Source organism: Pedobacter folensis (genome assembly GCF_056490665.1).
In genome coordinates this window covers 157,883-174,877 of sequence record NZ_JBWJIF010000006.1, presented here as the reverse complement: position 1 = coordinate 174,877, position 16,995 = coordinate 157,883, and the positions used below count along the sequence as shown (strand labels likewise).

Below are 16,995 nucleotides of genomic sequence, written 5' to 3'. Positions count from 1 at the left end.
GGGTTGGCTTCCTCTCAGGGATTAATCATCTGCGTGTTTTGCGTAATCTGCGGGAAGTTAAATCTGAGTCAACCTATTTTGTTCATCTTGCTCGCTGCTATGCACTGTCGCGCCGTTATCCGCTCCGCCTCAGGCCCAACTCCCCATAAATACACCAATTCTTTACCGATTTTGCGCTATTTTTAAGTTCGATGCCAGCTTTATCTTTTAAATTTTATTTTTGATTTAACCACATCCCTAAATCCACTTTGTCATCATGAATCGCAAACCACAAAAGAAGAGATCTATATCTATAATAACTTTTAAAGCAATATTTTGCTGTATTTTATCTTTTCTAAATATTGAGGTAATTATGGCCCAGTCGCCATGGGTTGCTTTAGGCAAAAAGCCATCTACCTTGGGCCTCGACAATGGGTTTTCGACTTATTACACCGGAGCATTTACCCTAAAGCTCGTTAAGTCGTCCCAAACAGTGGCAAGTCTTCAGCCCAAAATGGTTAAGGATTTCGATTTTGTACCCAGCGACAGTTTAAAAGTGCGGAGTTCAGATGGTTTATACCATTTGGGCGATATCAATTTAAAGTTACGCTATATGGGCGAAGAAAGCTGGAGAAGTTTCAGCACGGCTGCAAAACGAAGTCCCGTAAAAAATATTTCCATGGGTAAAAACGTACTCGCTGCGGCCGATCTGGCTGCAACGCTTCCTGCTGATATTCCGTTACAGGTTAAACGGATCTGGGAAATGTTAAATGGAAAACTGGTGCTCCGCTTCGAACTCAAAAACAAGACCGATAAAAACGTAGAAATTGGTGCGTTGGGTATCCCGATGATTTTCGATAATATTTTAGAAGGCCGTACATTGGAGCAAACCCATGCTAAAAATGTTTTTTACGATCCCTACATCGGAAAAGATGCGGGTTATTTGCAGGTTACCCGCTTAAGTGGTCATGCACCATCTTTGCTTGTCACGCCTTTAGGGCATACACCATTTGAAGCTTACAATCCGCTTAATGACGACCGGACACCCCGTGGAATTGCTTTCGAAGGCTTTTACGAATGGATGGTGTACAGTAAAGCCTATGCTGAAAATGAATGGAAAAATGCCGAGCAATGGAACACCGCAACTTCGACCTTTTTAAAGCCTGGCGAAAGCCGAAGTTATGCCCTTCAGTTTATCCTTTCAGGAACGGCAAAAGATATCGAAAGTAAACTGATCGAGAATAAAAGACCGGTAGCGATAGCTGTTCCAGGTTATGTGCTGCCTAAAGATGTGGAAGGAAAATTATTTATCAGCTACCCTAAAAAAATTAAATCTATTCAGGTTCTGCCCGAAAACGCCTTGAGAGTAAGTGTTTTAGCCTCTACCAAAAATGGATGGAAAACTTATTCCGTAAAGGGGAATACCTGGGGAAGGGCAAGGCTGTCAATTACTTATGAAGATGGCCTGGAGCAAACGATAAATTATAAAGTAATTGAAGCCGAAAGTGATGTTATTGCTAGTTATGGTAATTTTTTAACAACCAAACAATGGTTTAACCAGGCCGATCCTGTTTTTAAAAGAAGTCCTTCAGTGATTACTTATGATAATGAAAAACAGCAACAGGTAACGCAGGATAACCGGGCCTGGATTGCCGGTTTAAGCGACGAAGGTGGGGCCGGATCGTGGCTGGGTGCAATAATGAAACAACTGGTACAACCCAAAAAAGAAGAAGTTGATCAGCTGAAACAATTTGTAGATAGTGTAATGTTTGGCAGAATACAGCTTAAAAACGGTCCTCAGAAATATGGCGTAAAAAAGAGCTTGTTTTATTATGCGCCAGATTCACTCCCTAAAGATACTTATGCTGCAAATATCAATTTTAAAACATGGTCTGCATGGCCAAAAAAAGAAGCTGATAACCTGGGCAGGTCTTATAACTATCCGCATGTTGCGGCTGCCCACTGGGTAATGTACCGGTTGGCCCGAAATTATAGCGGCCTGGTAGCAGAGCAGAGCTGGAAACAACACCTGATTGATGCGGCTGAAACGGGTATGGCCATGGTTAACATTGCCCCTTATTATGCACAGTTTGGCCAAATGGAAGGTACAGTTTTCTACCTCATCCTAAACGACCTTAAAAATGAAGGATTAATAAATGAAGTAGCCAGATTAGAAAATGAAATGAAAAAGCGGGCCAATCACTGGCGTTCTTTACAATATCCCTTTGGTAGTGAAATGCCTTGGGACTCTACAGGTCAAGAAGAAGTTTATGTATGGTCGAGCTATTTTGGCTACCAGGACAAAGCAAATGTAACACTTGATGCCATCTTAGCCTATATGCCTGTAGTGCCGCATTGGGCCTACAATGGTAATGCCCGCCGGTATTGGGATTTTCTTTACGGAGGTAAGCTTTCGCGTATCGAGCGGATGATCCATCATTATGGTTCGGCACTCAATGCCATTCCTGTATTGATGGATTATCGTAAAAATCCCAGCGATTTCTATCTTTTGTGTGCAGGCTACGGTGGACTCCTGGGAGCGATCTCCAATATCACCCAGGATGGGTTTGCGCCTACAGCATTTCATGCTTACCCATCAACCTTAAAAAATGACGGCATTACCGGTGATTACGGATCTGGTTTTTTTGGCTACGCTGTTAATACTTCATCATATGTATTAAACCATCCTGAATTTGGTTGGCTGGCTTTTGGTGGCAACCTGAACAAAACAGGTAATAACATCAAGGTTAAATTAACTACAGCAGCAAAATCTGCGGTTTACATCGCACCTGCGGGACTTTGGATTAGTCTTGATGCCGGAAGCATTGATGAGGTAGATTACAATACGATAAACGGCGAAATTCGCCTAAAACTGAGTAAGGCAAATGCATATACACCTAATGCCATGATGAGGTTGCAGCAACCGGCAAAAGTTAATGGTATGGGTTCTTATACTGTAAAAAGCAATAACATGAAGAAGAGGGGAGGATACGAATTTCCACTTGACAAAGCGCACACCACTGACATCATTCTTCAAAAGTAATATCAATTAATCTACTCTCTCAGCCTCGTGAAATAAAATTTACGGGGCCTTTTATGATATCTTTATTTTGATATTCAGTAGGATATGAGCTTTATTTATATGTTGTATTAAAATATTTTAATATAATTAATTGTAATTAAGCTTATTAAGTTGTAAAATATTGTTTTTTGAGTTTGTTGATTAGGATTTATATCATCAAAATGAGGCTATTTATAGCTATACTTTTACTTTAAGTAATTAATTTTAATTTTTTGTTTATCAAATTATTATATTTTATTAAAGTAATATTGTCCATTTAAATTTCAATCCATCATTCTCGTTTGTAACGAGAATGGCGATTTTATCGCCCTATGAACAACTCTTATCACCACATTACAAATGTGGATTTCAATAATCTTCGCTACAAACGAGGACTATATCTCCGTGTCTTTTTGCTTCCGTGGCTAAAAATTAGTGGATGTACGAGAAGGGCGATTTTATCGCCCTATGAACAACTCTTATTATCACATTGCAAATGTGGATTTCAATAATCTTCACTACAAACGAAGACTATATCTTTCCGTGCCTTCAGCGTTTCCGTGGCTAAAAATTAGTGGATGTACGAGAAGGGCGATTTTATCGCCCCTATCAATAACCTTTATCACCACATTACAAATGTGGATTTCAATAATCTTCGCTACAAACGAGGATTATATATCTCCGTGCCTTCAGCGTTTCCGTGGCTAAAAATTAGTGGATGTACTAGAAGGGCGATTTTATCGCCTCTATCAACAACTCTTATCCCCACAAATGTGGATTCCAATAACCCTCATTACAAACGAGGACTATATCTTGCCTTCTTCCGTGGCTAAAAATCATTCGTGTTATTTACAAACTTTCTTTAATTATTCTTACGCTATAAATAGGACCTGCACTATTTTTTGCTTTAGGGAATAGTTTTACGGTTACTTTATTTTTGCCTTTGGTTATTTCAACTGGGATTTTATAAGAAATATCATAAAAGCGGCTTTCTTTATATTTGTTAAGATCTTCAGTGGCAATGTTTACACCATCAACCAGCACATCGAAATTCCGGCCACGGTTATCCATGCCCCAATAAGAAGCGATTATGGTATTTTGCATAGTTGGATCTACCTTCACTTCAAATTGTAAGAAACCGTTTTCACCCGCAACGCGCCATTTACTTCCATGATCTTCCCCCATATATTCTTTAGCTGCACTAAAGTTGTGGTCGCGTTCTGGTTGCATTTCGCCAAACCTGAATACGTCAGTAGTTTTATCTTCTAATTCTTTCTGTTTACGTTTTTGCTCATCGTATATTTTTTGTTGTACCGTCCATTTTTCTGGGGTAAATACATCCCAGTAAACGCTATAGTATTGGTTTTTGGTTTGATAAAACGGAACTAAGGTAACATCTTGTGGTTGTGCAATATTTTTCGTTTTAAATTGAAGTTCTTGTTTATTTACTACGCTCAACCAATCTTTAGGATCATTATTGGCACTCACAAATACCGGAACCCCTTTTACCGGATCTGGTTCTGTTGTTCCCAGCACACCAGCCAAAAGCACCGGTCCATAAAAAACAGCTCTTCGATCGGCATTATCTGGCATCGCTTCCGTGTACAACTTTTCCGGTGTGGTGTAGGTGATTTTATCGTTGTTTTTCCAAATGCGGGTAATTACATAATAACCCGTTTCATCAGGAGTAATCTTCTGCAGTTGCCCATTCACAGCAATTGTGGTTTGGCTAGACCATTTTGGTTTTCTCACCCGGATAGAAAATTTTGAAGCTTTGACTAAGCTTAGGGTTAAATTTGTTTGGTCGCCTTGTGGTAAAGCCGTTTGTTGTGTAATTTTTATTCCTTTTTCTTTCCAGTCTAAAACCGACGGAATAAAAAGATTCACATATAAACTGCCGTCGCTTCCCCTTGAATAAATGCTTTCATTGTATTTAACATGGTTTTCCATGCCGGTACCCACACAACAGGTAAAGGTGTTAAATTTATCGCTGTATTCTTTTTTTCCACCCATACGCAGTGGTACAAAATAGCAGGTCATACCATCATCATGGTTCTGAGAAGCCAGGATGTGGTTATAAAGTGCTTTTTCGTAATAATCAAACAGTTCTGCTGATGGATTTTCTGCAAACAGATGCCCGGTGAGTTTGAGCATGTTGTAGGTATTGCAGGTTTCGGTGGTGTTTTCTGTGAGTTTATCATTCAGTTTATCCGGCTCGCTCAGGTATTCGTAATTACTGTTTCCGCCGGTTACATAAGAGTGGTGATAAACAATCGTTTTCCAAAAGAAATCGGCAATGGTCTTATCCCGTTGGTCGCCGGTAATTTCATGTCGCCTTGCGCTGGCAATAATTTTTGGAATCTGCGTATTCGAATGTTTTCCGGGTAGAATGTCTGTTTGCTGCGCCAGCGGGTCGAGTATGCGCTTATCGTAGAATTTGTATGATAAATCGAGGTATTTCTTTTCTCCGGTAATCGCATAGAGGTTAACTAAGGCTTCGGCCATTCCGCCATACTCACAGAACAGCATTTTTTGTAAAAGCTCATCGTTTAAGCCTCCAATGGTAGTGCCTGTCCAATCGGCCAATGCCACACATGCACTCAATGCTTTTTTATTGTTCGTATATAGATAGGCATCAAGCAAACCGGCCATAATTTTATGCACGGTGTACCAGGGTGCCCAACCGCCATTCAGGTCGAAACCTCCGGTTTTAACATTGCCTTTTGCCAGCTCGCCCCAAATTTTATCTTCATTGGTGAAAGCACCTAAATAGCCGTTTTTTCTGGCTTTCTGGCACTCCACCAGTTCATCTACGATATAATTTGCTTTTTGCAGAAAAGCAGGATTTCTGCTCGAAGCATACTGCATCGCTATAGCCGAAAGGTAATGCCCAAGCGAATGACCGGCCAAACCATCACCTTCCCATCCTCCATAAATTTTGGCTTTTGGTGTTAAACCTGCATTTTTTCTAAAGCCTGATAGTAAACGGTCAACATCAATAACCGATAGGTAAGCTTCATCGGCTTTCATCGCCTTTTTGAAGGTGCTTTCTAAAAGGTTTACCTGAGAGAGATCGAAAGCATAAGCTTTAATTGGTGTGGTGTTTTTAACCTTTATGCGGTTATCGTTAAAATGAGGTACATAGTTTTGGGCATTAGCACTTAATGCAAAAAAGAGTGCACAGCTGAGCAAGCTTTTACCAAGGTGGTGATTCATAGTTATTAGGGTGTTTAGGGATATTTTTTACTGTTTAAAATTATGAAATTGCCAGGAGGATAAAAGCCCTATAATTTGCCGGTAATGTGCAGATTTTACCTTTCTTTTTCGCTATGATGAAATTTATTGTGATTTTTATACCAGATTACTAGCTTATAATTTGCAGATACCGCCCATATTTTAGCCATAACATTTAATTGTTATTGAATAAAATTAGCTTTTGGGATATTTGCCTAACACTTAAAAATATGTTTGAAAAGAAAGTTTACCTCCAACGAAGAGCAGCGTTAAAATCAAAGATAAATTCGGGAATATTACTCTTTTTGGGTAATGAAGAAAGTCCGATGAATTATAAGGACAATACCTACCATTTTAGGCAGGATAGTACCTTTTTATATTATTTTGGGATCAGTGATCCATCATTGGGCGCCATTATCGACCTTGATGAAGACCAGGTCATCCTTTTCGGTGATGAAATGGGAATTGATGATATCGTGTGGATGGGCAGACAGAAAACACTTGAAGAAAAAAGTTTGGATGCCGGCTTAACAAAAGTGCTGCCTTTAGCACAGCTGGATACTTATCTTCAGCAATATCAGGAGAAAAAGCGTCAGGTTCATTTCTTACCGCCTTACCGCCCAGAAAATAAAATTAAACTGGCCAATTGGCTTAATCTCCCTATTGATCAGCTTAAAGAAAAAGCATCACTTAGTTTTATTAAAGCGGTAGTGGCGCAACGATCGATCAAATCGGTGGAAGAAATTGAAGAGTTAGACCGTGCTGCAGCAATATCGGCCGATATTCATTTAATGGTGATGCAGCAGGCAAAACCGGGCATGTACGAACGCGAACTTGCCGCAAAAATTCAAGGTGCGGCATTGGCTTCAGGTGGTCATCTGGCCTATCCGGTTATCCTGACCGTTCAGGGTGAAATTCTCCACAACCATTATCACGGTAATCAGCTAAAGGAAGGTCAGCTGGTTTTAAACGACTCGGGCGTAGAAACAGCTCTAGGTTATGCAGGCGATCTTACGCGCACCTTTCCGGTAGGCAAAAAATTTAGTGCTGAACAAAAAGATGTGTATGATATTGTACTGAATGCTTATACCCATGGCAAAAACATGTTGGCGCCCGGTGTAAGGTATTTAGATGTGCATCTGGCTTCGTGTAAAATACTGGCGCAGGGCTTGAAAGATATAGGCCTGATGAAAGGTAATATTGACGATGCCGTGCAGGCTGGTGCGCATGCGATGTTTTTTCAGTGTGGCACAGGTCACATGATGGGTTTGGATGTACATGATATGGAAGATTTAGGCGAGCAATATGTAGGTTATACAGATGAACTGACTAAAAATACCACACAGTTCGGATTGAAATCGTTAAGGCTGGGTAAAGCACTCGAAGTAGGCTATGTGTTAACGGTAGAGCCTGGTGTTTATATTATTCCCGAACTAATAGACCGTTGGAAAGCAGCCAGCCAGTTTACCGAATTTATTAATTACGATAAACTGGAACAGTTCCGAAACTTTAGCGGCATTAGGGTTGAAGACGATTTTCTGGTTACCGAAAACGGAAGCCGGATGTTGGGTAAACACTTGGCTTTAACCACAGATGAAGTTGAATCGATTAGAAGCGGGGCCTACTAGAAAATAGTATTTAAATTTTAGAATAAGAACGTTTTTTGTTTTGGAGCGCAGGGCTTTTCGCTTTTTTTAAGGGATAGTCCTGCCATCCGCTTTATTCCGATGAACTATCGGAATGCCCGCTGCTGTCAGGGCTAGAAATTCAGGCTTGGAGCACAGAATAAGAAAATGGAATTTAATATTTAGCAGAAACCAAGGTTAAATAAAGCTGATAGAATGGATCCCGATTTTTCATCGGAGCAGAAGGGATAGCAGGACTGCCATAACCAATGAAAAACTGCAGTTGCTTTTCAAATGAATATTTAGCTAATACAAACATTATAAATCGGCAAAAGGCCATTAAAGAAAAGATGAAAAAACTACCCTTCCTAAGCCTACTCTTCTTAGCGTTTAACAGCATGCTTTTTGCACAGTCGCCAAAAAAGGTTTATACTTTGGCCGATACGTTAAGGGGAAGCTTAAATGCCGAGCGTACCTGGTGGGATGTACAGCGTTACGAACTTTCTGTTAAACCCGATTATAACGATAAAAGTATAACAGGCTCGAATAAAATCGTATACAAAGTAATGCGCAGCCACAATGGTCGTACGCGCATGCAGATCGATTTGCAGGAGCCATTGCTTATTGATAGTGTTCTATACAACGAAAAGGCGAGGTTGAAATTCGAACATGTGGGCAGTGTTTGGTATGTACATGTTCCGGCGCAAAAGTTATCCGCACTAAATAATGTCCATATTTTTTACCATGGAAAGGTACACCAGGCAAAAAGAGCCCCTTGGGATGGTGGTTTTATCTTTACCACCGATTCGCTTTCGCGTCCGTGGATGACCGTGGCCTGCCAGGGTTTAGGCGCTTCAGTGTGGTATCCAAATAAAGACCATCAAAGCGACGAACCTAATCTGGGCGCATCATTAACCATGACGGTTCCTGATACATTAGTAGCGGTAGGGAACGGACGACTGGTATACAAGAAAGACAACCACGATGGTACGGTAACTTACCAATACAATGTTAAAAATCCGATCAGTAATTATTGTATTATCCCTTACATAGGCAAGTACGTTAATTTTAAGGAGAAATATGCAGGCGAAAAGGGTGCACTCGATGTGAATTATTGGGTACTTGATTACAATTATCCAAAAGCAAAAAACTATATGCCCGATCAGGTTCATAAAATGATGAAGAGTATGGAGCATTGGTTTGGCCCTTATCCTTTTTATGAAGATGGTTATCAGCTCATCGATGCCTCGCATACGGGAATGGAGCATCAATCGGCAGTTTCATATGGCAATTCTTATAAATTTGGTTACAGGGGCAGAGATATGTCTGGCAACGGTTGGGGCTTGAAATGGGATTTTATCATTATTCACGAAAGTGGTCACGAATGGTTTGGCAATAACATTACCACCAAAGATCTGGCCGATATGTGGGTGCACGAAAGTTTTACCAATTATAGCGAAACCCTTTTTGTTGATTATATTTTTGGAAATAAAGCCGGAAACGAATACAATTTCGGCATCAGGAGAGATATCAGAAACGACAGTCCGGTTATCCCTCCTTATGGTGTAAATGCGCAGGGCAGTGGCGATATGTATCCAAAAGGAGGAAATATGTTACATGCCATCAGGCACAGTTTAAATAACGACGAGCTTTTTAGGTCTATTTTGCGTGGACTGAACCAAACCTTTTACCATCAAACGGTAACAACTGCCCAGATCGAAAATTACATTTCTAAAAAAGCAGGTTACAATTTTTCAAAGGTTTTTGATCAGTACCTGCGTACAGTGCAGGTTCCTGCATTCGAATACTACCTGAAAGATGGTAAAGCTTTTTACCGTTACAGCAATTGTGTTAAAGGTTTCAACCTGCCCTTAAGCCTGAAAAAAGAGGGGGTAAAAACACTTAAAATTATGCCTTCACAAAACTGGCAACAGGTGGTATTGGCTAAAGGTCAGGATGTTTTATTTGCAAAAGCCGATATCGAATTGATGTATTACCTGCTGGTGAAAAACACAAAATAATTCTTTGGAAAATAGCGCCGGGCAGGAGAGTTTTGTTACCTGATTGATTTTGGTAATCAGGTGGTATCATGCTTATAATTCCATTTGAATTTGTCACGTTTAGCTTTGCGATGAATTCTATCGTAGGGACACATCTTTTTCAAGAATGGTTTGGGCATCATGCTAGCTGGCTTTAATAAACCACAGTCTTTGCCGAAGCACGCCGTCAATCCCAAGTGGCGGAAGAATCAAAAAAATAGGAGCACAATGGCCCAAATAGCATTACCAAACCTGAAACGTAGTGGTTTTGTGTTCATTAACACTGAATTCAAAGTTTAATATAAATTGAACACAAAACGAAGTGCCACTGTTTTTTTGATGAGTGTTGGCGGTGAGAAGCCACCTTGCTGGATTGACAAAGCGCTTTGGGTACTTTGGCGCTCCAAAGTACCATGCCCCGCGGCATAGAGCGGAAAAAAAAACATTTATCTCCGAATTATAGTTTTTAAGATATCAAAGCTTGTTATCAGCATAACGATCGCCTTAGGAATATGCAGCTAATAGAAATGGGCCCACAATAAGATGAATCTGGACAGGCAGTCGAAAGTCTTGAGGGATATTCATACAGGTCCTTCAACAGGCTCAGAATAACAATCTATATTTATGCTGCGGCATTATTTTTTTTGTGCCGTAGCAAATTTCGGGCAAATCTATTTTTCCTTTTCTTCCTGTCTCGTTCATTGGCGTATTTATGGCCAATATCGGTTAAAATCCAACAATATTATGGTTTAGCAATCACCTAACTTTGAATATCGTTTAATTGATTTATCGCCGATAATTTAATGAAATGATGATGGACAATAGCCTGTTTTGGGCTCAATGGCCAGATTAATTTTTTTGAATCATAATTATTAAAAACATAACATTACAATGAGTATCAAATGGACTGGGGTTTTCCCTGCTGTGACTACAAAATTTACAGCAAACGATGAGTTAGATTTTCCGGCTTTCGATTTAAATATCGAAGCGCAATTAGAGGCAGGAGCAGAAGGTATTATCCTGGGCGGTACCTTAGGTGAGGCAAGTGTTTTAAGTGATGACGAGAAAATCGAAATTTTAAAGCATACTTTAGAAATCGTAAATGGCCGTGTTCCTGTTTTGTTAAACATTGCAGAGCCTACAACCAAAAAAGCTATTGCTGCTGCTCAAAAAGCCGAAGAAGCTGGTGCACAAGGTTTAATGTTATTACCTCCAATGCGTTATTTAGCTGATTCTGATGAAACGCTTGACTATTTAACAGAAGTGGCCAAAAGCACCAAATTACCAATCATGATTTATAACAACCCTGTTGATTATAAAATCGAGGTAACTTTAGATATGTTCGAAGAATTAGCTAAATATCCTAACATACAGGCAATTAAAGAAAGTACAAGAGATATTTCAAATGTAACCCGTTTGATTAACCGTTTTGGCGATCGCTTTGCCATTTTCACAGGTGTTGATCCAATTGCGATGGAAAGTATTGTAATGGGCTGTGTGGGTTGGGTTGCCGGTTTAGTTTGTGCATTCCCGAAAGAAACTGTAGCCATTTTCCGCCTGGTAAAAGAAAACAGAACTGCTGAAGCTTTAAAAATCCACCGTTGGTTTTTGCCGATTTTAGAATTAGATACACATCCTAAACTGGTTCAGTATATTAAATTGGCTGAAGTAGGTACAGGTATCGGAACAGAAAGAACCAGAGCACCACGTTTGGCTTTAAAAGGTGCAGAACGCGAAAGGGTGTTGAAAATAATTAACGATGGTTTAGCCACCAGACCAGAATTGCCAGCAGGTAGTTGGGGGATATAGTTTAAAAACCAAATATGAACGGACAAAATATTGTAGCCAGTACCTATATAGAAGTTAATGAAAGAAGCCTTAAAGCTGTTAATCCCGCAACGGGATTAACGCTTGACGGTGATTTTTTTAAAGCAAGCGAGCGCCTTGTTGATGATGCCTTAACATCAGCAACATTGGCTTTCCAAAGCTATAGAAACCTAAACAAAGACCTTAAAGCTGCTTTTTTAAATGCCATTGCCGATGAAATTGCCAACCTTGGTGAAGAACTGGTAAACAGGGCTTCAGCAGAAAGTGGTTTGCCATTAGGCCGTTTACAAGGAGAATTGGGCAGGACTACCGGTCAGTTAAGGTTATTTGCCAATCTGGTTGCCGAAGGCTCCTGGGTTGATGCAATTATTGACACTGCACTGCCTGAAAGACAGCCTTTGCCGCGACCTGATATTAGACGAATGTTAATTCCAATTGGGCCGGTAGTGGTTTTTGGTGCGAGCAATTTTCCGCTTGCTTTTTCAGTGGCAGGTGGCGATACCGCATCGGCACTAGCTTCGGGTTGCCCGGTGGTTGTTAAAGCACACCCTGCACACTACGGAACCAGTGCTTTGGTCGGCGGTGCCATTATTAAAGCTGCCGAAAAAACGGGAATGCCTAAAGGGGTTTTCTCTTTGTTGTATGATGATGGTTATACAATCGGTGCGGGTTTGGTTCAGCATCCCTTAACTAAAGCGGTAACTTTTACTGGTTCGTTTAAAGGAGGAATGGCCTTAATTAATCTGGCGCAACAGCGTGAGCAACCTATTCCGGTTTTTGCCGAAATGGGGAGCATTAATCCGGTAATTTTTCTTCCAAAAGCCATCGAAAATCAGGGAGAAGAGCTGGCTAAAAAATATGCTGCATCAATTACTTTGGGCGCTGGTCAGTTTTGTACCAACCCGGGTTTACTGTTAGCGGTTCAATCGCCGGCATTGGAAAGTTTTAAATCCGCTTTAAAAGAAGCTATTTCCACTATTCCATCGGCAACCATGCTTACCGAAGGTATTGCCAATAATTATGGTAAACTTTCTGTTGAGGTGGTAAATGAAGCTGGCGTTGCGCTTTTATCGGCATCGACAGTGAAAAATACTGAACTTCAAAACCAGTCAGAGGCGAAAATTGCCCAGGTAAGTGCTGCCGATTTTATCAAAAATCCAAAACTTCGTGAGGAAATTTTTGGCCCATATTCACTGCTGGTTGTTGCTCAGGATATTGCTGAACTTGAAAAAGCCATTGATGTGTTGGAAGGACAGCTTACGGTAACCCTAATGGCCGAAAAACAGGAGCTTCAGGGCTACCAAACTTTAGTAAATAAGCTGACTGATAAAACAGGAAGAATTATCCTAAATGGGGTGCCTACAGGTGTAGAAGTTTGTGCGGCTATGCAACATGGCGGGCCATTTCCTGCAACTAACGATAGCCGTTTCACTTCAGTTGGTTCTACTGCAATCAATCGTTTTGCAAGACCATTGGCTTATCAGGATTGGGAACAGGAATTATTGCCAGATGAATTGAAAGATGGAAATCCATTGGGTATTTTCAGAACGATAAATCAAAAATTAACGAAATCTCATGAGTAAAACTTTTTTTTGTGTAGATGCACATACCTGCGGAAATCCGGTTAGGCTGGTTGCAGGTGGCGGCCCTCAGCTTATTGGCTCAAACATGAGCGAAAAACGCCAGCATTTTTTGAAAGAATTCGACTGGATTAGAACAGGTTTAATGTTCGAGCCACGCGGCCATGACATGATGTCGGGCAGTATTCTTTATCCACCTCACGATCCCGCAAATGATGTCGCTGTACTGTTTATCGAAACCAGTGGCTGCCTGCCGATGTGCGGTCACGGTACCATTGGCACCATTACCATCGCTATAGAAGAAGGATTGATTCAACCCAAAATACCCGGAGTAATCAAAATGGAAGCTCCGGCCGGATTGGTCTTAATTGAATATAAGCAGGAAGGTAAAAAGGTTAAATCGGTCAAGCTGAAAAACGTAGCATCCTATCTGGCCGCCGAAAATTTATCGGTAGAATGCCCTGATTTGGGTACGCTTACTTTTGACGTAGCCTATGGCGGTAATTTTTATGCCATTGTAGACCCGCAGGAAAATTTTCCGGGACTGGAAAATTATACCGCTTCGCAACTGATTACCTGGAGTCAGACGATTAGAAAACGCATCAACGAACAATATACTTTTGTACATCCTTTAGATCCGACGATAAACGGCTGTAGCCATGTATTGTGGACAGGAAAAACAATCGACCCTACATCAACCGCCAGGAATGCTGTTTTTTATGGCGATAAAGCCATCGATCGGTCGCCATGTGGAACAGGTACTTCAGCCCGTCTGGCGCAATGGTACGCAAAAGGAAAATTAAAACAGGGAGAGGATTTTATCCACGAAAGTTTTATTGGCAGCAAGTTTATCGGAAGAGTGGAAGAAGTTGTAGACCTGAACGGAATAAAAGCCATTATACCAAGTGTAGAAGGTTGGGCAAAAATTTATGGTTACAATACCATTAAAATAGATGCCGAAGATGATCCATATGCACATGGATTCCAGGTGATTTAGTGAGTTTTTAAAATGAATATCAGCAGTATAAATTAAAAGAATGTCGAAAGTATTAATTATAGGTGGTGGAATAGTAGGTTTAACTTCAGCGTATTATCTGCAGAAAAAAGGCTACGAAGTAACAGTTCTGGATAAGGGAGATATTACCGACAATTGCTCTTTTGGTAATGCTGGGATGATTGTACCGAGTCATTTTGTACCCCTGGCAGCGCCAGGCATGATTAAACAAGGCATCCGCTGGATGTTTGACAGTAAAAGTCCGTTTTATGTTCGCCCATCCTTAAATGGAAACCTCATTAACTGGGGTTTGAAATTTATGAAACATGCCACGGCAAAACATGTTAGCCAATCGGCAGTGCCACTACGCGATTTATCGCTACTGAGCAAAAAACTATATGAAGGCCTTGCAAAAGAACCTGATTTCGATTTCGAATTAACCAATAATGGTATTCTGGCATTTTATAAAACAGAAAAAGCAGGAGAAGAAGAAGCACATTTAGCTGCAAGGGCAGTTGAACTGGGTTTAGATATGGCTGTACTAACTGCTGACGAATGCCGTGCTTTACAGCCTGATTTAAAGTTGGATGTTTTGGGCGCGGTACATTATCGCTGCGATGCCCATCTTTATCCAACAAAGTTGATGAATGCCCTGCTTCAGTATTTATTAAATAATGGGGTTAAGATAGAACGTGGCAGGGAGGTTGATAAAATTGAAACGGTTGGCAATCGCATCATGAAGGTTTTTACAGGTAATACCGCCTGGGAAGCTGATCAGTATGTTTTGGCAACCGGTTCGTGGTCGCCAGCGGTGGCTAAAATGGCCGATGTCAAAATATCGATAATGCCAGGTAAAGGTTATTCTTTTATGGAGCCAGAACCTCAGCAGCGGCTAACTATTCCGGCATTGTTATGCGAAGCCAGAGTAGCCATCACGCCAATGAACGGACAGATCAGATACGGTGGTACAATGGAGTTAGATAAAATTAATACCCGTATTAACATGCAAAGGGTTAAAGGTATTGTAGAATCCGTTCCAGCTTATTTCCCGGATTTAAAACCCGCGCTTCCGGCAGAAAAAGATATTTGGTATGGCTTCCGTCCATCATCACCTGATGGTTTGCCTTATATTGGCAGAAGCGAAAAAAGAGAAAATCTAATCATTGCAACCGGCCACGGGATGATGGGTTTAAGTTTAGGCCCGGCAACGGGTTTGTTGGTGAGCCAGATTGCTTCAGGCATGGCTACCGATCTAAAAATGGAACCATTTGCAGTAGTCAGGTAATATATTAAAGGAAGTCAAGTTTTTTCTAAGGATGTAGCTATTGCGAAGCCGATTGGATTCGGATTTGTAAAGGCAGCAATCTTTAAGCTCAAAGGAAGTCAAGTTTTAAAAACTTGACTTCCTTCAGTTAGTCGGGATTTGTAATCCCGTCTCCAGAAATCCACAGTACAAAGCTTCTGATTGCAAATCCAGACCAACGTTTTGCCAACATATTGCCTGGCACCGATTTAAATTAATCGTTTTAGATGTTGCTTTACAGTTGGTTAACTAATTAGGTAGTACTTCGATCACTGCCAGATTCGTCGTTAAATCCGTCATATATTATCAAATTGTAGCAGGATTTTAACCTTATTTAAGTTTTATTGGTTTATTTGAGTTAATATTTATACATTCAATTCATAATCAAACTCAGCTAACTCAACCAAAACTATGAAAGTATTACCATTTACCATGCTTGTTCCCGATGATAAGAGTGTGATATCGGAACATATTGAACTTCCATATTTTTACCAATATCTGCACCGACATGATGAATGGCAGATTACTTACATAGAAAAAGGAGAGGGGACGTTAATTGCAGGGAATGATATGCATGCCTTCCGACCAGGCGATATTTTTGTAATTGGCGCAAAACTTCCACATCTTTTTAAAAGCAATCCTGAATATTTCGCTGCTGACAGCCATAAAACGATCAAAGCATGTTCTATTTACTTTAATCCTAATGGTATTTTGGCTGCTTTGTTCAATCTTCCCGAAATGAAGATGGCCAGCGGTTTTTTAGCTAAGCACAAACATGGTTTCAAAATTCCTGCTGCTTTTACTAAAAACATGGCGACCAAAATGTTCAATGTTCACCAGGCATCAGGCGTTGATGTGTTGTTTAACTTTCTGAAATTGGTTAACAGCCTTCAGGATTTAAACGAAAATGTAGAATCGTTGTGCTCAGATATGTATTCTTCTAACGTAACCGAAAATGAAGGTATGCGGTTAAGTAAGATCATTAACTTCATCACCGAAAACTACAATAATCAAATCTCCTTAGAAGATGTGGCCAATGCGGCGTTTATGACTCCTCAGGCCTTCTGCAGGTATTTTAAGAAACATACAGGACATACTTTCGTATCGTTTTTAAATGAAGTGAGAATTAACGATGCCTGCAAAAGCCTTATTTCGGGAGAAAAAGCCGATTGCATTTCAGGCGTAGCCTATAAAGCTGGTTTCAATAGCATTACCAATTTTAACCGGGTATTTAAAAGTATTATTGGTCAATCGCCCAGAGCATATATCGATACTTATAACAGTGTAAGCAGGGTAAGCTACGTAGGCGCCTAAGCAAAAACATTCTTAATTTATTAAAAAAAAACTAGCCAT

Annotated in this window: 9 protein-coding genes; 8 read left to right on the top strand and 1 reads right to left on the bottom strand. The window is 40.5% G+C overall.

The window, feature by feature from the left end; genetic code table 11:
* Nucleotides 1–352 precede the first annotated feature (352 nt).
* A complete protein-coding gene (locus AC04QZ_RS24650) occupies nt 353–3,022 on the top strand; it encodes a DUF5695 domain-containing protein (RefSeq protein WP_478359865.1) in 2,670 nt (889 codons plus the stop codon).
* An 867-nt stretch (nt 3,023–3,889) separates the two neighbouring features.
* Here AC04QZ_RS24650 and AC04QZ_RS24645 read toward each other — a convergent pair.
* Nucleotides 3,890–6,256 carry a beta-L-arabinofuranosidase domain-containing protein gene (locus AC04QZ_RS24645; RefSeq protein WP_478359864.1) on the bottom strand — a complete coding sequence of 789 codons (2,367 nt, stop codon included), beginning with the start codon at nt 6,254–6,256 and terminating at the stop codon, nt 3,890–3,892.
* A gap of 248 nt (nt 6,257–6,504) precedes the next feature.
* Here AC04QZ_RS24645 and AC04QZ_RS24640 point away from each other — a divergent pair, with 248 nt between their 5' ends.
* The 7 genes from AC04QZ_RS24640 to AC04QZ_RS24610 all read left to right on the top strand — a co-directional run bounded on the left by AC04QZ_RS24640 (nt 6,505) and on the right by AC04QZ_RS24610 (nt 16,956).
* The gene (locus AC04QZ_RS24640) at nt 6,505–7,902 is read left to right on the top strand and encodes an aminopeptidase P family protein (protein WP_478359863.1); all 1,398 of its coding nucleotides are present in this window, start codon (nt 6,505–6,507) and stop codon (nt 7,900–7,902) included.
* Between the two features lie 347 nt (nt 7,903–8,249).
* The gene (locus AC04QZ_RS24635) at nt 8,250–9,920 is read left to right on the top strand and encodes a M1 family metallopeptidase (protein WP_478359862.1); all 1,671 of its coding nucleotides are present in this window, start codon (nt 8,250–8,252) and stop codon (nt 9,918–9,920) included.
* A 909-nt stretch (nt 9,921–10,829) separates the two neighbouring features.
* Nucleotides 10,830–11,747 (top strand): dihydrodipicolinate synthase family protein, encoded by a 918-nt coding sequence (locus AC04QZ_RS24630; protein WP_086545647.1) that lies wholly within the window; start codon nt 10,830–10,832, stop codon nt 11,745–11,747.
* A gap of 14 nt (nt 11,748–11,761) precedes the next feature.
* A complete protein-coding gene (locus tag AC04QZ_RS24625) occupies nt 11,762–13,348 on the top strand; it encodes an aldehyde dehydrogenase (NADP(+)) (protein ID WP_478359861.1) in 1,587 nt (528 codons plus the stop codon).
* On the top strand, nt 13,341–14,342 hold the full coding sequence (locus AC04QZ_RS24620; protein ID WP_478359860.1) for a 4-hydroxyproline epimerase: 1,002 nt from the start codon (nt 13,341–13,343) through the stop codon (nt 14,340–14,342). Before AC04QZ_RS24625 ends, AC04QZ_RS24620 begins: the two co-directional genes overlap by 8 nt.
* A gap of 40 nt (nt 14,343–14,382) precedes the next feature.
* Nucleotides 14,383–15,624: an NAD(P)/FAD-dependent oxidoreductase gene (locus AC04QZ_RS24615; RefSeq protein ID WP_478359859.1), complete on the top strand. Its 1,242-nt coding sequence runs from the start codon at nt 14,383–14,385 to the stop codon at nt 15,622–15,624.
* A 429-nt stretch (nt 15,625–16,053) separates the two neighbouring features.
* A complete protein-coding gene (locus tag AC04QZ_RS24610) occupies nt 16,054–16,956 on the top strand; it encodes an AraC family transcriptional regulator (RefSeq protein ID WP_086545655.1) in 903 nt (300 codons plus the stop codon).
* Nucleotides 16,957–16,995: the final 39 nt, after the last annotated feature.

Bases quoted from the DNA above. Each gene is read 5' to 3' on its own strand.
- AC04QZ_RS24620 (WP_478359860.1), top strand. From the start codon at position 13,341: ATGAGTAAAACTTTTTTTTGTGTAGATGCACATACCTGCGGAAATCCG.
- AC04QZ_RS24645 (WP_478359864.1), bottom strand. From the start codon at position 6,256: ATGAATCACCACCTTGGTAAAAGCTTGCTCAGCTGTGCACTCTTTTTT.
- AC04QZ_RS24610 (WP_086545655.1), top strand. From the start codon at position 16,054: ATGAAAGTATTACCATTTACCATGCTTGTTCCCGATGATAAGAGTGTG.
- AC04QZ_RS24640 (WP_478359863.1), top strand. From the start codon at position 6,505: ATGTTTGAAAAGAAAGTTTACCTCCAACGAAGAGCAGCGTTAAAATCA.
- AC04QZ_RS24615 (WP_478359859.1), top strand. From the start codon at position 14,383: ATGTCGAAAGTATTAATTATAGGTGGTGGAATAGTAGGTTTAACTTCA.
- AC04QZ_RS24635 (WP_478359862.1), top strand. From the start codon at position 8,250: ATGAAAAAACTACCCTTCCTAAGCCTACTCTTCTTAGCGTTTAACAGC.
- AC04QZ_RS24625 (WP_478359861.1), top strand. From the start codon at position 11,762: ATGAACGGACAAAATATTGTAGCCAGTACCTATATAGAAGTTAATGAA.
- AC04QZ_RS24630 (WP_086545647.1), top strand. From the start codon at position 10,830: ATGAGTATCAAATGGACTGGGGTTTTCCCTGCTGTGACTACAAAATTT.
- AC04QZ_RS24650 (WP_478359865.1), top strand. From the start codon at position 353: ATGGCCCAGTCGCCATGGGTTGCTTTAGGCAAAAAGCCATCTACCTTG.